This is a genomic window from Streptomyces sp. cg40 (assembly GCF_050320165.1).
Lineage (GTDB): Bacteria > Actinomycetota > Actinomycetes > Streptomycetales > Streptomycetaceae > Streptomyces > Streptomyces hokutonensis.
Genome location: NZ_CP190128.1, coordinates 7,008,417 through 7,028,459, shown reverse-complemented (window position 1 = coordinate 7,028,459; position 20,043 = coordinate 7,008,417). Strand labels below are relative to the sequence as shown.

Genomic DNA, 20,043 nt, shown 5'->3' with positions numbered 1-20,043 from the left:
CTGACCATGCAGCGATGTCCACCAGTGATGACCATCCGAGGGAGTGCCCCGTGCCCGGTGAGAATCTGTCCCGCGACGAGGCCCGGGAGCGGGCCGCACTGCTGTCCGTCGACGGGTACGACGTGTCCCTCGACCTGCGTTCCGCCGTGGGGGACGACACGGGCGAGGGCCCCCGCACGTTCCGCTCCGTCACCACGCTCCGCTTCCGCTGCGCCGAGCCGGGCGCGGCGAGCTTCGCGGACCTGATCGCGCCGGCCGTGACGGCCGTGTCGCTCAACGGCAGGGACCTGGACCCGGGCGAGGTCTTCGACGGCTCCCGGATCCAGCTGGAGGACCTGGCCGCGGAGAACGAGCTGATCGTCGACGCGCAGTGCGCGTACTCCCGGACCGGCGAGGGCATGCACCGCTTCGTCGACCCCGAGGACGGCGAGATCTACCTCTACACCCAGTACGAGCCGGCCGACTCGCGCCGGGTCTTCGCCAACTTCGAGCAGCCGGACCTCAAGGCGCCGTTCCGTTTCGAGGTGCGGGCGCCCGAGGGCTGGACGGTGTGGAGCAACGGCGCCGGTGAACTGGCCGACGGCGTATGGAGGTTCGCGGAGACGAAGCCGATCTCGACGTACATCACGGCGTTCCTCGCGGGCCCGTACCACTACGTCACGGACTCCTACTCCCGTACCTTCGACGACGGTACGACGCTGGAGATCCCGCTCGGCGCGATGTGCCGCAAGGGTCTGGCGCCGTACTTCGACTCCGACGACGTGTTCCTGGTGACGAAGCAGGGGCTGGACTTCTTCCACGACCACTTCGACTACCCGTATCCGTTCGGGAAGTACGACCAGGCGTTCGTGCCGGAGTACAACCTCGGCGCGATGGAGAACCCGGGTCTTGTCACCTTCCGCGAGGAGTACATCTTCCGGGGGAAGGTGACGCAGGCGTCGTACGCGGGGCGGGCGAACACGATCCTGCACGAGATGGCGCACATGTGGTTCGGCGACCTGGTCACCATGGAGTGGTGGGACGACCTGTGGCTGAAGGAGTCCTTCGCGGACTTCATGGGGGTGTTCGCGAGCGTCGGCGCGACCCGTTTCACCGACGCGTGGATCAGCTTCGCCAACCGCCGCAAGGCGTGGGCGTACCGCGCGGACCAGCTGCCCTCCACGCACCCCATCACCGCCGACATCCGCGACCTCCAGGACGCGAAGCTCAACTTCGACGGGATCACGTACGCCAAGGGGGCTTCCGTACTGAAGCAGTTGGTGGCGTACGTCGGCCAGGACGCGTTCCTGGAGGGCGCGCGCCGCTACTTCAAGCGGAACGCGTACGGCAACACGCGTCTCGGTGACCTGTTGTCGGTGCTGGAGGAGACGAGCGGCCGGGACATGGCGTCCTGGTCGCGGTCGTGGCTTCAGACGGCCGGGGTCAACTCGCTTACTCCGCAGGTGGTGTTGGACGTGGAGGGCGGGCGCATCGCCGAGCTGACGGTGCTTCAGGAGGCGGCCGGGTCGCACCCTTCCCTGCGTCCGCACCGGGTGGTCGTCGGCCTCTACCGGACGGAGAACAGGCGCCTCGTCCGCTACGAGCGGGCCGAGGTGGACGTGGACGGTCCGCGGACGGTCGTGGTGGAGCTGGCGGGTGCGGACGCGCCGGAGCTGGTGCTCGTCAACGACGAGGACCTCACGTACGCCAAGACCCGTTTCGACGCGGTGTCGTTGGCGACCCTGCGGGACCGGCTCGGCTCGCTCACCGATCCGATGGCGCGGGCGCTGTGCTGGTCGGCGCTGTGGAACATGACGCGGGACGCGCTGCTGCTCGCGCCGGACTTCATCGACCTGGTGATGCAGTTCGGGCGCCGGGAGACCGACATCGGTGTGCTTCAGATGCTGCACGCGTGGGCGAACTCGGCGCTGGTCAACTACTCGCCGCCGTGGTGGCGGGAGACCGGCGCGAAGCTGCTGGCGCACATCGCGGAGCGGGATCTGCGGGGCGCCGAGGCGGGCAGTGAGCAGCAGCTGGCCTGGGCGCGTTTCTACGCGTCGGTGGCGTCGGCTCCGGAGGAACTGGCGCTGTTGCAGGGCCTGTTGGACGGTACGGAGAAGATCGACGGTCTGGTGGTGGACCAGGAGCTGCGCTGGGCGTTCCTGGAGCCACTGACCGCGCACGGGGTCGTGGACGAGTCCGTGGTGGCCGCCGAGCTGGCCCGGGACGACACCGCGTCCGGCAAGCGGCACCAGGTGCGCTGTCTCGCGGCCCGTCCCTCGGCGGCGGTCAAGGCGCAGGCGTGGGCGCAGGTCGTGGAGTCGGACGCGCTGTCCAACGCGTTCGTCGAGGCGACCATCGCGGGCTTCGCGCAGCCGTCGCAGCGGGAGCTGCTGGCGCCGTACACGGAGAAGTACTTCGCGGCGATCGAGCGGGTGTGGCGGGAGCGGTCGATCCAGATCGCGATGGATGTGGTGCGGGGTCTGTTCCCGGCGTTCCCGACCGCCGAGGACGGTCCGGCGACGCTGGCCGCGACGGACGCGTGGCTGGCCTCCCACGAGGACGCGGCGCCTGCGCTGCGGCGGCTGGTGCTGGAGGCGCGGGACGATCTGGCGCGGGCGCTGCGGGCGCAGGAGGCGGACAACGGGGGCCGGGGAGATCAGGACTGACGGGCTGACGGGCTGACGGGCTGATCCTTGGCCTGTGATTGCCCTCTCCGTGACCGTTACTGAATACAGGTAATCGCAGCCGTAACCCCTGGTCCACCCCATCCGGACCAGGGGTTTTCGGCGCCTACTCGGCACCCGAACGCCTGTCCTTTAGTACCGCATCGTCCGGATTTGTCGACGGGCGTGTAACAGCGGTTAGGGAGCGGATCCGGCGCGGAAAACCCCGTTGCATGAACCACAACACGCCGCTCTCCCCCCGCCCCCTCAGCCACCTCTCCGAGGTGCACCGCCGGGTTCTGACGACGGCTCAGCTCCGTGCGCACGGCGTCCCGGCCGCCGAGGTGAACGAGCAGTGCCGTCCCGGCGGCCCCTGGCAGCAGCTCCTCCCCGGCGTCGTCCTGCTGCACTCCGGTCCGCCCACCGGCGAGGAGCGGCTGCACGCGGTGCTGACGTACGCGGCGCGGGAGCGGACGGCGGGTGTCCCGGTCCAGCCCGGCGCGGAGGAGCCGCACCGGCCGACGTACGGCGAGACGATGGTCACCGGCCTCGCCGCGCTGGCCCTGTACGGCTTCACCTCGGCCGGGCCGCTCGCCTCCCTCGACCAGATCGACGTCCTGGTCCCCCGGATGCGCCGGCTGCGCTCCACGGGCTGCGCCCGCATCCTCCGCACCCCGGCGCTCCCCGCCACGCGGCAGGTGAAGGGCGTACCGGTCGCCCCGGTGCCGCGGGCCGTCGCGGACGCGGTGGCCGGGCTGTCGGACGCGAACGCGGTCCGCCGGCTGCTCACCGAGGCGGTACGCGGCGGCCACTGCGAACCGGCTGCGGTGGTACGGGAGTTGAACGACGCGAAGCTGCTGAGCCGCCCGCACGTGGTGGACGCGGTGGACTCGCTGCTGGCCGAGGGCCGCGCGATCGCGGAGGACCGCCTCTACCGGATGGTGAGCGAGTACGGCCTTCCCGACCCGGTCTGGAACGTCGACCTGCGGCTGCCCGGCGGCCCGCACCTGGGGGGCCTGGACGCGTACTGGCCGGAGCAGGCGGTGGCGGTCGAGCTGGACACGCGCGCACCCCGCCAGGACGAGGACGCCCTGTGGTCGGAGTACGCCCGCAAGCGCGAGCACCTGGAACGGCTCGGCATCACGGTCGTCCACATCACCCCCAGGAAGCTCCGTGACGGTCTTGAGCAGCAGGCGGCGGTGGTCCGTACGGCACTGATGGCGGCGGCGGACCGCGATCCGGCCGCGTATGTCGTGGTGCTGCCCCGGTAGTGACGGACCGGGGCGGCATCAGGAGGGGAGAGGAGGGGCCACCGGGGGGTCGGTGGTCCCTCCTCGCATGTGCTCATAGGGGTTCGGGGAGGGGTGGCGGGGTCGCGCTGGTGGTGGTGTGGCTGGTGTGGAGGCCGTCGAGGAGGGCGGCGTAGGAGGCGATCATGCGCGTACGGCTGAAGCGTTCGCGGCTGCGGGCGTGGGCCTTGGCGAACTCCGCGCGGCCGATGACCGCCTCGGTCCAGGCCGACGCGACGGCGTCCGGGTCGGGAGGCGTGATGATGCCGTGCCCGGCGACGATGGACGCGCTGTCGCCGATGTCGGTGGCGACGGGTACGGCCCCGCACATCATGCCCTCGATGAGGCAGAGGGGCGCGGCCTCGCCGAAGGACGACGTCAGCGCGACGACGTCGGACCCGGCGTAGACGGTCTCCATGTCACGCCGCACGCCGAGCAGATGAAGCCGCGAGGCGAGTTCGTCTCGGTCTCCTCCGAAGGCGGCGTCGATGTCGGCGGAGAGGGCGGGCTGGTTGTCGGTCATGCCCGTGCCGCACATGACGACGTGGCCGGCGGGTTCGCGTCGTAGCCACTCGTGGGCGGCGGCGAGGAAGAGCGGGATGTTCTTCATGGTGGCGTAGCGGGCGGCGAACACCACGACGGGGGCGGTGTCCGGAATCCCGAGGGAGGCGCGGAAGGCGAGCCGCCGGGCCGGGTCGGGCCGGAAGCGCAGCAGATCGACGCCGTTCGGGATGACGTGGAGGACCTCGGGCGGGATGCCTGCGGCCTGGTAGGCGTCGCGGGTGGACTCCGCGCAGCAGACACAGGCGACGACCTTGCCGTCGGCGATGGCGGCCTTCAGTTCGTCGAGGGCGGCGCCCTGGTGTTCGGGGTCCGAACGGTGCAGGCACACGACGACCGGCCGACGCGGCAGGCCTCCCTGGTTCAGCAGGGAGAGCGGCTGTTCCTTGAGCGACAGCACGACGTCGGCGTCGGCGAGGGCGCGGGCCGCGTCGGCGAGTTCCGGGCCGGTGAAGCCGGTACTGACCTGCCCCTCACCACCGCCGAGACTGCGCCCGAGGGTGGAGATCCCGACACCGGCCGCCGTCAGCTGCTGATAGCAGGGGTCGTTCTCCATCGGCTGCCGGGTCGCTTCCCGATGGACTTCTCCGTGGATGCTCAGCACCGAATGATGCTGTCCGCCCTCCACCAGTCCCAGAACGACGTCGCTGTGGACGATCCGGGCTCCTCCGGAGAAGAAGCCCTCGTAGACCGACAGCACGTGCAGTTCGTGTCTAGCGCGCACACGACCACCCGCCTTGCGTATGAATCGAGCCATCCCCGTGAACAGCGGGTTAGCCGTTATGAGGCGGCACGGACATTTCGCATGAATGAACTGGGCGTCTCATGTCTGAGTCCGGTTGGTTATCCCGGGGTCAATTGGTGGCGAGGCGGGCGCGGACGGTCTTGCCGATGTCGCCGCGCAGAAACCAGTCGAGGGACGCGGACACCCCGGAAACGACCAGAAGTCCGCGTCCACTCTCCCCGCTGGGGGTCTGGTTGACCACGGGAAACTCCAGCACCGGGTCCGACACGTCGATCGTCAGCGCGGATTTCTCGTCTTCGTCCACGGCGACCCGAAGCCAGACCTCGTGTCCGGGGAGCCGCCCGTGACGTACCGCGTTCGCGACGAGCTCGGAAGTGACGAGGACGGCGTCCTCGATGTCACCGGGCCAGTTCCAGAGGGTGAGGCGACGGCGGGTGTGGAGACGGGCGAGGCGGACGCTCCGCGGGGTCATGGGGTAGCTCATTGACCAGTCGGGGGTGGGCATGGGGGTTCCTTTCGGGCTTGAGGTACCCGACTACCGTGGCGAGACTGCACATCGAGCTGCAATCGAAACTCCCCAGAAATTTCAGGGAAGTCTGAATTGGACTATGCCCGGATCTGCACAAGTGCCTGCACGGCTTGCATACGCCATGCCACACTCGGCATGCCTGAACAGGCGACACGTACAACGCCACAGGGATGATGCACATGGCGGCAAAGCGCGGGCGGACCGGCCAGCGACTCGAACTTGGCCTTCAGCTCCGCCAGTTACGTGAAGGATGCGGTCTGGGCGACCGTGGAGGCGGCTTCACTCGGAAACAGGCGGTACAGGGACTGCGCATCTCCGAAGCGACACTGCTGCGGATCGAGACCGGCGCCCTGAACTTCCGGAACGTCGGCGATCTGAGGAAGCTGCTGGACAAGTACGGCGTCACCGACGAGGACGTCATCGAGTCGCTGACCAACCTCAACCGGGAGTCCGGGCAACGGGATTGGCTCACCCAGTTCCCCATGCCGACCGGGATGCCGACATTCGTGGGGCTCGAACCGGAGGCGCGCAGCATGCGGGCGTACCACCCGACCCTGGTGTACGGCCTGTTGCAGACCGAGGCCTACGCACGCGCGCTCCTCGAAGCACACAAGCCGGTCGAGGAGAACACCTCCGAGTTCGTGCGCAGTAGCGTGGAGTTGCGGATGAGGCGCCAAGAAGTGCTCACCAGGGAAGACCCCGTCAAGCTTCGCGTCATCCTCGGTGAGGCCGCCCTGCGCTACCCGGTGGGAGGTGCCGAGGTGCAACGCGACCAGTTCGAGAAACTCGTGACGATGTCGTCCTGGGACCACATCGCCATCCAGATCCTGCCGTTCAGAGCCGGTTACCGCTCGACGAACGACTTCGCGATCCTCGACCTCGGGGACGACCTCCCGCCGAGGGTCCAGATCGACAGCGCCTGGGGCGCGACCCACACCTCGGACAAGCGCCGTGAAGTCGACCGATTTATCCGCCGGTTCGACGCCATGACAGCATCGGCATTGCCTCCCGAAGACACACCGGACTTCCTGCACCGGCTAGAAAGCGAGCTGTAGTCCCATGAACGCCGAAATCGCCCCCGACCACGCCTGGTTCAAGTCGTCCTACAGCGACGGCACGGGCCAGAACTGCATCGAAGCCGCCCGCCCCACCCCCACCGCCATAGCGGTCCGCGACTCCAAGAACAACCCCACCGGCCCCGCCCTGCTCCTCCCCGCAACGGCATGGGTGCCCTTCCTCTCCCACCTCCGCGAGACGGACTCACGCGGCTGACGACAGGTCAAGCCGCCGTACGTTCCTCAAGTGCCCGCCTGCGCAGTGCCGTGTGCTGGAGGGCCGGCGGGGCGTACGCCATGTCGAGGGTGCCGACATCCGTGCCGGGCGGGACCAACTCGTCTATCTCGTCGAGGAGTTCGTCCGGGAGGACGGTGTCCGCGCCGGCGAGCAGGTCGTCCAGGTGGGCCATCGTGCGGGGGCCGATGATCGCCGAGGTGACGCCGGGGTGGGCGATCGCGAAGGCCATGGCCAGGTGGGTCGGCGACAGGTCCGCCTTCTCGGCGAGGGTGATCAGCCGCTCCACGACGTCGAGCCGGCGCTCGTCGCCGAGGTACTTGAAGCCGTAGGCGGCCCGGCGGGTGTCGACGGCCCGGCCCTTGCGGTAGCGGCCCGTGAGCTGACCGCCCGCCAGGGGGCTGTAGACCAGCGTGCCCATGCCGTAGCGCTCGCAGACGGGGAGGACTTCGCGCTCGATGCCCCGGTTGAGGATCGAGTACGTCGGTTGCTCCGTGCGGAAGCGGGTCAGGTTGCGGCGCTCCGCGACCCACTGCGCCTCGACGATGTCCGACGCGGGGAAGGAGGACGTGCCGACCGCCCGCACCTTGCCCGCGCGCACCAGGTCGGTGAGGGCGGAGAGGGTTTCCTCGATGTCCGTGTCCGGGTCGGGGCGGTGGATCTGGAACAGGTCGACGTGGTCGGTGCCCAGGCGGCGGAGGGAGTTCTCCAGCGCCCGCACCAGCCAACGCCTCGAATTTCCGCGCTCGTTGGGATCGTCGCCCATCGGGAGATGTGCCTTCGTGGCCAGTACGACGTCGTCGCGGCGGCCCTTCAGGGCCTTGCCGACGATCTCCTCGGACTCGCCGCGCCCGTAGAAGTCGGCGGTGTCCACGAAGTTGATGCCCGCGTCCAGCGCCCTGTGGATGATTCGGACAGACTCGTCGTGGTCGGGATTGCCGTCGGCGCCGAACATCATCGCGCCCAGGCAGTAGGGGCTGACCTTGATACCGGTGCGGCCCAGTGTGCGGTAATGCATGGCTCTCCTCGGGAAAGGCAGGCAAGCGGAACAGCGTTCCGGAACAACCATACGGAACGCTGTTCCGCTTGTGCAAGCCAAGCCCTACTTGCCGCAGAACTCCCCCACCACCACCGCCCCCGCGTCCCCCGACCAGTCGCCGTTGAAGTTGAACGCCAGTGAGTGGCGGCCGTCCGGTGTCGCCACCACCGCCGAGGACGAGCCGTGGATACCGCCGTCGTGGCCCCAGAGATGGACACCGCAGGGCAGCTTGATGTCGGAGATGCCGAGGCCGTAGCGGGTGGTCGGGCTGTCGCCCGCCGGTACCGTCGTCTGCATCTCCTTGAGCTGCTTGGCCGGGAGGAGCTTTCCGCCCAGCAGCGCGCCGTAGAAGCGGTCCAGGTCTGCGGAGTCGGAGATCATCTCGCCCGCCGAGGAGGCGATGGACGGGTTCAGTTTCGTGACGTCGTACGTCGGGCCCGTCGTCTCCTCCGCCAGCTTGCTGTACGCGTGGCTGCTCGGGCTCGGCATCGTCACCTTCGTGCCGGGGAGTGAAGTCGCCCTCAGGTGCAGGGGGTTGATGATGCGGTCGCGGATCTCCGTCGCGTACGAGTGGCCGGTGACCTTCTGGACGACCATGCCGGCGATCACGTAGTTCGTGTTGGAGTAGTGCCACGACGTGCCCGGCGCGAAGTCCGGCTTGTGGGACATGGCGATCGCCACCAGGTCGGCCGGGGTCTTCGTGTCGTAACGGTGCCGGAAGAAGCCGTCCTTGGTGAAGTACGCGCGGCCGAAGCCGTCGTCCTCCGTGTAGTTGAAGATGCCGCTGGTGTGGTTCAGGAGCTGGCGGACGGTGATGTGCGCGCCGTCGTTGCCGTTGCCGTGGACCACGCCCGGCAGCCATTTCTCCACCGTGTCGTCGAGCGACAGGCGGCCCTCCGCCTCCAGTTGGAGCAGCACCGTCGACACGAAGGCCTTGGTGATGCTGCCGATCCGGTAGCGGTCGTCGGCCGAACGCGGGGCCCCGGTACGGAGGTTGCCGACTCCCGCCGTCGTCGACCAGGTGGTGCCGCCGTCCCGCACGGTGGCCGTGACGCCGGGTACGCCGTCCCGCACGGCCGCCCGGAGTGCCTCCCGGGTCGCCGTGTGGTCCTTGCCCGCGAGCTCCGCCGCCAGCGCGGGTCCCGCCAGTGCGACCGACAGCGCCACCGCCGTCGCACCCATCACTACCGCACGAACTGCCATGTCTTCCCCCTTCGTCGAGCCCGGTTCGGCTCGGTCGGGGGGAGGGACACGGTGGCCCGGAGTGAAGGTTGCTCCGCTGTACGCCAGTTGAGTGAGTTTCAGCCGTTCTGCACGGCTCAGCCCTTCTTGAGGATCAGCTCGGTGTTGCGGTCCTTGGCGTCGCCGCCCAGGACCGTGCTGGATCCCGGCGCGTTGTAGGACAGTTCGCGGTAGAGGGCCGCGAGGCCTGTCTGGGTGAGGTCGGAGAAGTCGGTGCGGTGCGGGGCCGCGGACTCGATGAGCGTGGTGAAGAGGGACAGCGTGCCGTCCTTGTTGTCCACCAGCTCGATGACCCGGGCGAGTTGGGGGTAGTCGACGTGCGAGGCGGTGGAGATCTCCCAGAAGCTGCGGCCGTCGGGCGCCGAGTGCGGGGTGATGACGTTGCGGTGGATGTGGCCGTTGACCCAGGCCAGCACGTTCGGGTGGCTGCCGAGGAGGGAGACGACCGCGTTGCCCTCGTAGCGGCGCTCGGTGGGGTGCGCCGGGTCGGGGCGGGTGTTGTCCATCGTCTTGCTGGTGTGGTGGCTGAAGATCACCGCGTACGAGTCCTTGTTGTCGCGCAGCGTCTTGTCCAGCCACCTCAACTGCGTTGCCCCGATGGACCCTTCGTAGTGGCCGCCCGCGTCCGTGGTGTCGAGGCTGATGCCGATCACGTCGTCGGCGATACGGAACGCGTAGTACTGCGTGCCCGCGTCGACGTTCGCGGAGGAGTAGCCGTGGCCGACCGGGCCAAGGCCCTGGTAGGCCGGGTCGAGGTGGGCCTTGAGGTACTCGGCGGAGGTGTAGGGGGCGCGCTTCTCGTCGGGCGTGATCGAGCGGGCGGAGCGGGCGTGCGCCTTGAGGAAGTCGCGGTAGCCGCTGCCCTTGGGGTCCTTGGCGTCCCTGATCGAGTTCTGGAGCTTCTTCGCCTCGGCCGCCGTCGCGGTCATCAACTTCTTGCCGCCGATGGCGAGTTCGGTGAGGTACGGGTCCGCGTGCGAGCCGAAGCAGCCCAGCGGGAGCGCGTCGTGGTTGCCGACCGTCGAGTACCAGGGCAGGTTGAGGCCGGGGCTGCGGACCTCGCGGATCGCGGCGGCCAGGAAGCCCGCCAGGTGCGGGAAGCCGAGCTGCTTGTCGCCGTCGCGCACGGTGGAGTCGGGCTGCCAGTACAGCTTGAGACCGCTGTTCTGGACGCCCTCGTAGTGGCGCGGGTCACCGGTGTTGGGGGTGAACCGGCCGCCGCTCATGATCTTCATGAACCATTCCAGCTCGGACTTGGCGTTGTTGTCCGTGTTGTCGCCGGTGGTCATCACGAAGTGCAGCGGGGAGCCGGTCACCGGGGCGCCGCGCAGCGCGTTGACCCGCTCGACCAGCGAGATCCCACCCTGCACGGTGAGCGCCTCGTGCGGGCGCCAGGCGTGCTTGTCGGTCGAGCGCAGGTACTCCAGGCGCAGCGGGTGCTGGCTGTCCATCAGGTGCAGGTCGGTGAACTGCACGAACGACGCGAGTGCCGTACGGCGGCCCGCGCGCCCGGACTTGGCGGCGGCGAGGTCGGCGCGCACGACGCGCTTCCAGCCGGCGCCGTCGCCGAGGCGGCGGTAGCCGGAGTGGGTGCGCGGGGCGGCGACGGTCGCGAGGGTGGTGCCCTTGGTGTACGGGGCCAGGGGGGCGGCCGGTGCCTTGCGGGACTGGGCCACGGGCGCCTCGGCGGCGGCGTTGGAGGCGTTGGTGGCGTCGGTCGTGGCGGCCTGGCTGTCGGTGGGCCGCAGGGCGTAACCCACGCCCGCGGAGACGGACACGGCCGCGGTGGCGGCGAGGACGGTACGGCGGTTGACCCCCAGCGCGGAGCTGGCGACAGAGCGTGTGCGCGACATGGCGCGATCTCCCCGAGTACGAACTGCGTCGGCAGTGGTCGCGGGTGTTCGCGTCGACCGGTTCTCGGTCGCGGTCGCGAACTTCCCGCTCGTACTGGATGCTTGGCATCGGGGATGACCTGCGCGTAAACGAGACGGCAACGTGCAGCGCCGATCACCGTACGTGGATCTTGGCGCCCCCTGTGCGTTCGTGAACGCTCGTCGAGCCGCCGGGAGGCGGCTACTCAGCGTTCATCTGCCGGGGTACTGAAGCTATTCCGGGACGCGCTCGACTCGCCCTACGGCCGGCCGCTCGCGCCACAGCCGCAGTGCGACGTCGATCAACGCGACCCGGCGCAGGTCCGGCACGTCGTCCAGCGGGTGCCAGGCGGCCATGTCGGTGGAGCCGCCGATCTCGTCGCGGAGCTCGCCGCCGACGATCCGGGCCTCGTACACGAGCCGCAGTCCGTGCTGGTCCACCCTGCGTCGGTAGCTCCACGGGATGACGTGGTGGATCGAGTCCATACCGAGGAATCCGGTGACCTCGATGTGGTAGCCGGTCTCCTCCTCCAGTTCCCTGACCACCGTGTCGTTGGGGTGCTCGCCGTGGTCCATGCCGCCGCCGGGGAGCACCCACTCGTGGCCTCCGCCCTCGGCGGGGGAACGGGCGAGCAGGAGTTGGCCGTCGCGGACGCAGACGGCGTAGGCGGCGACCCTCAGTTTCTTGCGCACTCGGAGAAACTAGGTGCTTCGCTGGGGGTGGCGCATGTGGATTTTTCGACTGACGCGCCGTCGTGGCTGGTCGCGCAGTTCCCCGCGCCCCTGAAAGCACTCACCGTGCAGGTGTGGGGTTGGCAGGCGAGTATTCGGGAGGCGACCAGCGCAGTGGAATCGCGGCGGTGCTCTCGACTACCTCATCGAGATTGAAACGGACCCTGCGCTCCCCCTCCTCCCCGAACTCCGTCCTTGCCTCGCCGGTTAGCTGGAGGGTCGTGCCCGTGTTCCAGTCCAGGAAGAGGAGGCCTGCGCGGGGGTCGGTCAGGAGGTTGCCCAGGCTCAGGAACATGGCGTTGCCGGGGTAGTCCGGCCAGGTCAGTTCGTGGGGTGAAATCGCATGTACGAAGCCGGGGTTGCCGCCCCGGTGGCTGGCGTCGGCGCCGTGGTCGTGGACGGTGGCCAGGAAGAAGGTGTCGGCCGCCGCGATGAACTCGGCCTGGGTGGAGGTGAGTTCGCCACTGTGCCGGACGGGCGCCGGCACTCGGTCCGCGAGTGTCTCGTACGACTCTCTCCGCTGGATGCACTTGGGGCAGTTGGAGAACACCCGCTCCGCCGCAATCGTGAACCCCCTTGCCGTGGTGCGGAGTCGGCCGTCGACTCGCATACGGCGGCGGGTGCGGGGGTCGAGGGCGATCGTGCCGACCGGCAGGTCCCGGGCGTCGGTGAGGGCCGGGGTGAGGGGGTCGGCGGGGCGCGGGCCGCCGGTCACCGAGATCTGGTGGGGGCCCGTCGCTCGTACGAAACCGGGTGGGCCGGTGAGCGGGGAGGCCCAGACGCGGTCCGTCGCCGGGTCGGCGGCGCCCAGGATGAGGAGGGGCTGGAGTTCGAGGAAGGCGGCGGCCACGGGCTTGATGCCCTGGCCGATGATCTGGCCGACGTGGTCGGCGATGTCCCGCACTCCCGCCCGGTCCTGCACGGCTCGGGAGCCCGCGTGGTACGTCCGCATGGCGGCCATGGCTAGAAGAAGCCGCAGGTCGGGGCTTCCGCGTGCGGGGCCGGGGCGTGTTCGGCGCCGGTCGGCACGGAGATCTCCAGACGGGTGCCGTCCGGGTCGTGGAAGAAGACGCCGCCGGAGGCCGCGCCCTCGCGGTGGGCGACCACGCCCTCGTACGCGAAGTCGGCGCCGTAGGCCTTGAGTGCCGCCTCGTAGCGCTCGACCTGTTCGATCGAGTCGGCCGCGAAGGCGAGGTGGTGGAGGCCGGCGCGGTCGCCGCCGTACGGGCTCTGCGCCTGCTGCCAGAGGGTGAGGACGGGGTGGTCGCCGCCGTCGCCGAGGAACGCGTACCGGCGGTCGCCGTCCTCCTTGCCCTCGGCGAGTACCGCGAAGCCGAGGACGTCACGGTAGAAGGCGAGCGAGCGGTCGAGGTCGGTGACGTTGAGGCCGATGTGGCCGGCGTGCAGGGTCATGGAAAAGCCCTCCTCTGATCTAACCGTTGTCGATGACGTTAGTGGTTAGAATCGAGAGGGTCAACCGGTCACGTACTCTTGACCGGTTAGATCAGAAGGGACACCTCCGTGACCACCACCCCCGACCCCCGCCCGCTCCTCGGCGAACCCCTCGCGCTAGATCTGCTCAACACGCGGTGGATGAAGGACGGGGTCGTGCAGGATCTGCTCTCCGGCCCCCGCGGGCTCGCCGTATGGCTCGGCTCGGCCGGGCTCGGCGAGCGGTTCGAGGCGAACCCGATCACCCTGGCGCACACCAAGATCGCGCGCGACGCGCTCCACGCGGTGGTGGACGGTTCCCTCGCCCAAGGCGCGGAGAACCTCGACCTCGTCCTCGACCAGGGGCGGATCCGGCCCACGCTCACCGCCGACGGCCCCGGCGAGATCCCCGAGTTCGACGACCCCCGATGGGGTCCCGGCTGGCTCGCCGCCCGCAACTACCTGGAGTTGCTCACCGCCGCCCCCGACCGCATCCGCCGCTGCGCGCACGAGGCGTGCATCCTGCACTTCTACGACACGTCGAGGAACGGCACCCGCCGCTGGTGCTCGATGGCGGCCTGCGGCAACCGCGCGAAGGCGTCCCGCCACTACACGCGCGTCAAGGAGTCCTGAACCCCCCTCCCAATAGGGGGTTTTCCCCATACGTCCATATCGTTTCGGTCAACACTTCCCAAACAACTGTCCCTTGGGTAAAGCTGTGCGCTCGTCCGGCACTGGATTCTTCACCTAAAAGGGATGCCGATGACCCTCACCCCCAAGAGACGCGTGGCCCGAATAACCGCGGCCGCCGGTCTCGTCGCCGCGCTGTCCGCGGCCGGGCCGATACCCATGGCCTTCTCCGCCGACGCCCCGTCCACCACCGCGCCCACGGACGGCACCGTCAAGTCCGCTGCCGCCAAGCTCGGTTCGGACGACGCCGATCTGCTCGCCGCGGCCAAGGCCGACGGCGACAAGAACGTCACGATGATGATCGCGACCGCCCCGGGCCAGACCGAGCAGGTCGCCGACCAGCTGGACGCGGTCAAGGGCGGCTCGGTGGGCCGTACTTACGACAAGCTCGGCTACGTCCGCGCCACCGTCCCGACGGGCAGGGCCGATTCGGCCATCGCCGCCGCCGCGAAGCTGTCCTCCGTGCACGCGATCGACCTGCGCCAGGAGATCGCGCTCGACGACCCGACCCCGAGCGCGGACACCGCGAAGGGCGCCGCCAAGGCGACGAAGACCGTCACCTACTCGGGGCCGGGCAAGACCACTCCCGCCGAGAACCCGTACAACCCGTCCTTCGAGACGGGCGCCGTCGACTTCGTGAAGAAGAACCCGAAGGCGGACGGCCGGGGCATCACCATCGGCATCCTCGACTCCGGCGTCGACCTCGGCCACCCGGCGCTCCAGAAGACCACCACCGGCGAGCGCAAGATCGTCGACTGGGTCACCTCGACCGACCCGATCGTCGACAGCGACCAGACCTGGCGCCCGATGGTGACCGCCGTGTCCGGCCCGACCTTCACCTACGGCGGCTCGACGTGGACGGCGCCGGCGGGGTCGTACGAGATCAGCACGTTCAGGGAGTCGTACACCACCGGCGGTGACGCGGCGGGCGACGCGAACCGGGACGGTGACACCACCGACTCGTGGGGCGTGCTCTACGACCCGGCGGCCGGCACGGTGACGGTCGACCTGAACAACAACCACGACTTCGGCGACGACACGCCGATGAAGCCGTACAAGGACGGGTACCAGATCGGCTACTTCGGTACCGACAACCCGGCGACGGACGTCGTCGAGCGGCAGCCGTTCGTGGTGCAGATCCGCAAGGACGTACCCATGGACCCGTACGGCGGGTCGTGGGTCGGCAAGACCGCCGACTTCGTCAACATCGGCGTCATCGAGTCCGAGCACGGCACCCACGTCGCCGGCATCACCGCGGCCAACGGCCTGTTCGGCGGCAGGATGAACGGCGCGGCCCCCGGCGCGAAGATCGTGTCGTCCCGTGCCTGCACCTGGACCGGCGGCTGCACCAACGTGGCGCTCACCGAGGGCATGATCGACCTCGTCGCGAACCGCGGTGTCGACATCGTCAACATGTCGATCGGCGGCCTGCCCGCGCTGAACGACGGCAACAACGCGCGCGCCGAGCTGTACACGCGGCTCATCGACACCTACGGCGTGCAGCTCGTGATCTCGGCCGGCAACTCCGGTCCGGGCGCCAACACGATCGGCGACCCCGGCCTGGCCGACAAGGTGATCTCGGTCGGCGCGGCCATCTCCAAGGAGACCTGGGCCTCCAACTACGGCTCCCAGGTGGAGAAGAAGTACCAGCTGCTGCCGTTCTCCTCGCGCGGCCCGCGTGAGGACGGCGGCTTCACGCCGACGCTCGTCGCGCCCGGTGCCTCGATCAACTCCACCCAGACCTGGCTGCCGGGCTCCCCGGTCGCCGAGGCGGGCTACACCCTGCCGGCCGGCTACTCGATGCTCCAGGGCACCTCGATGGCCTCCCCGCAGGCCGCGGGCGCCTCGGCGCTGCTGCTGAGCGCCGCCAAGCAGAGGCACATCGCCCTCACCCCGGCGACCCTGCGCACCGCGCTGACCTCAACGGCCCATCACATCAAGGGCGTTCAGGCCTACGAGGAGGGCGCGGGCAGCATCGACATCGTGGACGCGTGGCAGTCCATCAGGGACGGCGCCACCGCCCACGAGTACACGGTGAAGGCCCCCGTCGACACCGCGATCGACTACGCGCTGAAGACCCCGGGCTTCGGCACGGGACTCTACGACCGCGAGGGCGGCCTCAAGGCCGGCGCGAAGAAGACGTACGACGTCGTCATCACGCGAACCACCGGCGCGGACAAGGCGGTTCGGCACGAGCTGAGCATCGCGAACAACGCCGGCGGCACCTTCCGGATCGTCGGCTCCGACGAGGTCAAGCTGCCGCTGAACCAGCCGGTGACCGTCAAGGTGCAGGCGGCGCCGAAGAGTTCGGGCATCAAGAGCGCGATCCTTGAGGTCGACGACCCGAGGACCGAGGGCGTCGACAAGCAGATCCTGGCGACGGTCGTGGTCTCGACTCCCGTCAACTACACCTTCTCCAAGTCGAGTTCGGTGCAGCGCAACAGCACGCAGTCGTACTTCGTGACCGTCCCCGAGGGCGCCAAGGCCTTCGAGGTCGCGATCGGCGGGCTGAAGGACAAGAGCCAGACGCGGTTCATCTCGATCCACCCGTACGGCGTTCCGGTCGAGAACACGGGCACCCCGTACTGCTACAACAACTACCTCGACGGCAACGGCTGCAAGCCCGACGTGCGCTCGTACGCCGACCCGCAGGCCGGTGTCTGGGAGATCGAGGTCGAGGCGCGCCGCACCTCGCCGCTGCTCGACAACCCGTACAAGCTGGACGCCACCGTCCTCGGCGCGGTCTTCGACCCGGAGACCGTGACCGTGCCCGAGGCCAAGGTCGGCGTCCCGGCCACCGCCTCGTGGAAGGTGACCAACAAGTACGCGGCGCTGGACGGCACGCTGACGGGCGGCCCGCTCGGTTCCTCGCTGACCGCGCGGCCCACCATCACCGAGGGCGTCACGCAGACCACCACGGTCGACGTCCCCGCCGGCGCCACCTCCCTGGACGTGTCCATCGGCAACGTCTCGGACACGGCGGCGGACCTGGACCTGACGGTGAAGAACGCCGCCGGTACGGTCGTCGGCCAGTCCGCCGACGGCGACTCGGAGGAGGCGGTCTCGATCGCCAACCCGGCCGCCGGGACCTACACGATCGAGGTCGCGGGCTACTCGGTGCCGTCCGGGTCGACCGCGTACGACTACCTGGACGTGTTCTACTCGGCCGCGCTCGGCACGGTCACCGTCGACGACTCGACGCCGGTCAAGCTCGCGACGGGCGCCTCGGCGACCGTCTCCGGCAGCGTCACCGCCCTGGCGGCGGCTCCGGCGGGCCGTGAGTTCTTCGGCCGGGTCCAGCTGGTCAACGCCCACGGCACGGTCGCGGGCCTGGGCAGCGTGAAGATCGAGAAGGTCACGTCGTAGCACGACGTGCGACAGACGGGGCGGGCGTCCGTGCGGGCGCCCGCCCTTCTCGCTGTCAGGCGGCCGGGCAGGTGACCGTACCGCCATGGCTCAGGGCGTCCACGATCGCGGCGCGGTCCGCGGCGACGGCGTCCTCGCCGACGACCCAGAGGTTCGCCGTGTGCGCGCCCTTCGGGACGCCGACCAGCACATGCTGCCCCTGGCGCGGCGCCGGGCTCGCCCCGGCGGGCAGCACGACCGTGACATCGGCCGGGCCGTGCGCGGGCCGGTAGGAGCGGGTGACGGCGACCGTGATCCGTTTCCGCGGGTCCGAACCCGGCTGTACGTTCGTCACGGTCCCCTCGACGAGGAGGCTGGAGCAGGCGACGTACAGCTCCGGGTCCGACAACGGGCCCGGGGCACTGGAGCCCCCGCCGGAGCCGCCCGCCACCTTGGACCCGGAGTCCGCGCTGCTGCTCGAAGCGGAGTCCGCGCCCCCGTTGTGCGCGACCAGCCAGGCGAGCCCGGTGATCATCCCGATCACCACCGCCATCGCGAGCGTGCCGTAGGCGAGGGCGCGCAGGGCCGGACGGCGTCGCGGTCGCGCCGTGAGCGTGCCGCGCGCCTCGGGCACGGGCTCCTCCGCGGCCAGGGCCTCCCCGATGATCCCCAACTGCTCGCGCAGCAGCGCCACATCGGCCGTGGCGGCCCGGTGCTCGGCACGGTAGGCGGCGTCCGCGCGGGCCGCTTCCGGCACCGGCTCGCCCGTGATCGCGGCCATCAGCGCGTCCACGCCGTCGTACTCCTCGTTCTGCGTGGCCACGTCACACCACCTCGTCCTCGTGCAGGCGGTCGCGCAGTGCGCGGACCGCCGTGTGCAGCCTGCTCTTGACCGTGCCCTCCGGGATGCCCAGCTCGTCCGCTATGGAACGCACCGGCAGATCGGCGAAGAAACGGAGGACGAGGACCTGGCGCTGCTGGTCGGGCAGTTCGTCCAGGCCCTGGGCCACCGCGAGGGACAGGACGCTCGTGTCCTCGCCGGAGGGGTGCGCGAGCTGGCGCAGGGAGGCCAGCCGCTCCCCCACCCGCTCCTGGCGGCGCCTGGCCCGGTGCCAGTCCATGGCGAAGTTCGAGGCGACGACCGCCGCCCACGCCGAGACGTCGCGCGGTGCCTCGTCGCCCTTCGCCGCCCGCTCCAGCAACCGCAGCCGCACCTGCTGGACCCCGTCCGGCAGATCCGCCTGCGGCACCCCGCCGAGCGCGAGCACCGCCCGCACCCGCCGCTCCTGGGCCGCGTCCAGTGGATCGTCGCCCTCCCGGACCCGCCGGACCTTTCTGCGCAGCACAAGCCACCCCCTTCCCGCGTTTCCTCTACGACGCCGCAGCGCACGGAAACGTTCGGAGACGTAGGTCACACTGGCAAGGGTCGTGTCCCACTCCTCGGGCATGCGGGGCAAAGAATTGGACAGGTGGACCCGGGGCGGCCGCATGATGGAAACGCCGCAGATGTACAGGAACAGGTGAAGGAGTCGCTGTGAGGGTCGGAATCGTCGGAGCCACCGGTCAGGTCGGCACGGTCATGCGCAGGATCCTCGTCGAGCGGGACTTTCCGACGACCGAGCTGCGTCTGTTCGCCTCGGCCCGTTCGGCGGGGACGGTCCTCGACGGGGTGACGGTGGAGGACGCGGCCACCGCCGACTACTCCGGCCTCGACATCGTGCTGTTCTCGGCGGGCGGCGCGACCTCGAAGGCGCTGGCCGAGAAGGTCGCCTCGCAGGGTGCGGTCGTCGTCGACAACTCCTCCGCCTGGCGCAAGGACCCGGACGTACCCCTCGTGGTCTCCGAGGTGAACCCGCACGCGATCGTCGACCGCCCCAAGGGCATCATCGCCAACCCGAACTGCACGACGATGGCCGCGATGCCGGTCCTGAAGCCGCTGCACGCGGAGGCCGGCCTTGAGGCGCTGGTCGTCGCCACGTACCAGGCGGTGTCCGGTTCCGGAGTGGCCGGGGTGGCCGAGCTGCACGGGCAGGCGCTGAAGGTCGTCGCCGACGCGGACAGGCTCACGCACGACGGCGGCGCGGTCGACTTCCCCGAGCCGCAGGTCTACAAGCGGCCCATCGCCTTCAACGTGCTGCCGCTCGCGGGCTCGATCGTCGACGACGGCCTGAACGAGACCGACGAGGAGCAGAAGCTCCGCAACGAGTCCCGCAAGATCCTGGAGATCCCCGGGCTGAAGGTCTCCGGCACCTGCGTCCGGGTGCCGGTCTTCTCCGGCCACTCCCTCCAGGTCAACGCCCGCTTCGCCCGCCCGATCTCCGTGGAGCGCGCGACGGAACTCCTCGGCGGCGCGCCGGGCGTGGCCCTCTCCGACATCCCGACCCCCCTCCAGGCCGCCGGCCAGGACCCGTCCTACGTCGGCCGCATCCGCGCGGACGAGACGGTCGAGCACGGCCTCGCCCTGTTCATCTCCAACGACAACCTCCGCAAGGGCGCTGCGCTGAACGCCGTGCAGATCGCGGAGCTGGTGGCGGCAGAACTCCAGGGCTGACCCGGGTTCCTCGCCCCCGCCGCCCCTACCCGTCCCATCCACGGGGGCTGCCGCCCCCAGACCCCCGCTTCGGCCTGAACGGC

General features: G+C 69.9%; 17 protein-coding genes. 7 read left to right on the top strand and 10 right to left on the bottom strand.

The features are described 5' to 3' along the window. Positions 1–50 precede the first annotated feature (50 nt). Positions 51–2,648 carry an aminopeptidase N gene (gene pepN, locus ACQHII_RS31615; RefSeq protein ID WP_427922466.1) on the top strand — a complete coding sequence of 866 codons (2,598 nt, stop codon included), beginning with the start codon at positions 51–53 and terminating at the stop codon, positions 2,646–2,648. A gap of 230 nt (positions 2,649–2,878) precedes the next feature. Next, complete coding sequence (locus ACQHII_RS31610; RefSeq protein ID WP_427922465.1) at positions 2,879–3,916, top strand: hypothetical protein; 1,038 nt, start codon at positions 2,879–2,881, stop codon at positions 3,914–3,916. 73 nt (positions 3,917–3,989) lie between these two features. Here ACQHII_RS31610 and ACQHII_RS31605 read toward each other — a convergent pair whose 3' ends face one another. Together ACQHII_RS31605 and ACQHII_RS31600 are read right to left on the bottom strand one after the other, a co-directional pair. After that, complete coding sequence (locus ACQHII_RS31605) at positions 3,990–5,195, bottom strand: glycosyltransferase (RefSeq protein WP_427925452.1); 1,206 nt, start codon at positions 5,193–5,195, stop codon at positions 3,990–3,992. 154 nt (positions 5,196–5,349) lie between these two features. Then, the gene (locus ACQHII_RS31600) at positions 5,350–5,712 is read right to left on the bottom strand and encodes an ATP-binding protein (RefSeq protein ID WP_427922464.1); all 363 of its coding nucleotides are present in this window, start codon (positions 5,710–5,712) and stop codon (positions 5,350–5,352) included. Between the two features lie 236 nt (positions 5,713–5,948). On the opposite strand from ACQHII_RS31600, the gene ACQHII_RS31595 reads away from it, so the two are divergent. Then, the gene (locus ACQHII_RS31595; protein ID WP_427922463.1) at positions 5,949–6,824 is read left to right on the top strand and encodes a helix-turn-helix domain-containing protein; all 876 of its coding nucleotides are present in this window, start codon (positions 5,949–5,951) and stop codon (positions 6,822–6,824) included. A gap of 4 nt (positions 6,825–6,828) precedes the next feature. Further along, positions 6,829–7,041, top strand: a complete 213-nt coding sequence (locus tag ACQHII_RS31590) for a DUF397 domain-containing protein (protein ID WP_427922462.1) — start codon at positions 6,829–6,831, stop codon at positions 7,039–7,041. Positions 7,042–7,048: 7 nt separating this feature from the next. Here the strand turns inward: ACQHII_RS31590 and ACQHII_RS31585 are convergent, their stop codons facing one another. The 6 genes from ACQHII_RS31585 to ACQHII_RS31560 all read right to left on the bottom strand — a co-directional run bounded on the left by ACQHII_RS31585 (position 7,049) and on the right by ACQHII_RS31560 (position 13,356). Next, the gene (locus ACQHII_RS31585; RefSeq protein WP_427922461.1) at positions 7,049–8,077 is read right to left on the bottom strand and encodes an aldo/keto reductase; all 1,029 of its coding nucleotides are present in this window, start codon (positions 8,075–8,077) and stop codon (positions 7,049–7,051) included. An 84-nt stretch (positions 8,078–8,161) separates the two neighbouring features. Beyond that, positions 8,162–9,301 (bottom strand): serine hydrolase domain-containing protein, encoded by a 1,140-nt coding sequence (locus ACQHII_RS31580; protein ID WP_427922460.1) that lies wholly within the window; start codon positions 9,299–9,301, stop codon positions 8,162–8,164. Between the two features lie 116 nt (positions 9,302–9,417). After that, positions 9,418–11,193 (bottom strand): TIGR03767 family metallophosphoesterase, encoded by a 1,776-nt coding sequence (locus ACQHII_RS31575; protein ID WP_427922459.1) that lies wholly within the window; start codon positions 11,191–11,193, stop codon positions 9,418–9,420. Positions 11,194–11,445: 252 nt separating this feature from the next. Then, positions 11,446–11,904 (bottom strand): NUDIX hydrolase, encoded by a 459-nt coding sequence (locus ACQHII_RS31570; protein ID WP_427922458.1) that lies wholly within the window; start codon positions 11,902–11,904, stop codon positions 11,446–11,448. 100 nt (positions 11,905–12,004) lie between these two features. Next, positions 12,005–12,895: a pyridoxamine 5'-phosphate oxidase family protein gene (locus ACQHII_RS31565; RefSeq protein WP_427925451.1), complete on the bottom strand. Its 891-nt coding sequence runs from the start codon at positions 12,893–12,895 to the stop codon at positions 12,005–12,007. 11 nt (positions 12,896–12,906) lie between these two features. Further along, complete coding sequence (locus ACQHII_RS31560) at positions 12,907–13,356, bottom strand: VOC family protein (protein WP_427922457.1); 450 nt, start codon at positions 13,354–13,356, stop codon at positions 12,907–12,909. Positions 13,357–13,464: 108 nt separating this feature from the next. Between ACQHII_RS31560 and ACQHII_RS31555 the strand changes: the two genes are divergently transcribed. Together ACQHII_RS31555 and ACQHII_RS31550 are read left to right on the top strand one after the other, a co-directional pair. Next, positions 13,465–14,007, top strand: coding sequence for a CGNR zinc finger domain-containing protein (locus tag ACQHII_RS31555; RefSeq protein ID WP_427922456.1), 543 nt, complete (start codon positions 13,465–13,467; stop codon positions 14,005–14,007). Between the two features lie 129 nt (positions 14,008–14,136). Further along, positions 14,137–17,430, top strand: a complete 3,294-nt coding sequence (locus ACQHII_RS31550; protein ID WP_427922455.1) for a S8 family serine peptidase — start codon at positions 14,137–14,139, stop codon at positions 17,428–17,430. A 55-nt stretch (positions 17,431–17,485) separates the two neighbouring features. Here ACQHII_RS31550 and ACQHII_RS31545 read toward each other — a convergent pair whose 3' ends face one another. Continuing rightward, positions 17,486–18,232, bottom strand: a complete 747-nt coding sequence (locus tag ACQHII_RS31545; protein ID WP_427922454.1) for a hypothetical protein — start codon at positions 18,230–18,232, stop codon at positions 17,486–17,488. A gap of 1 nt (position 18,233) precedes the next feature. Further along, a complete protein-coding gene (locus ACQHII_RS31540; protein ID WP_427922453.1) occupies positions 18,234–18,755 on the bottom strand; it encodes a sigma-70 family RNA polymerase sigma factor in 522 nt (173 codons plus the stop codon). A gap of 188 nt (positions 18,756–18,943) precedes the next feature. On the opposite strand from ACQHII_RS31540, the gene ACQHII_RS31535 reads away from it, so the two are divergent. After that, positions 18,944–19,960 carry an aspartate-semialdehyde dehydrogenase gene (locus tag ACQHII_RS31535; protein ID WP_427922452.1) on the top strand — a complete coding sequence of 339 codons (1,017 nt, stop codon included), beginning with the start codon at positions 18,944–18,946 and terminating at the stop codon, positions 19,958–19,960. Positions 19,961–20,043: the final 83 nt, after the last annotated feature.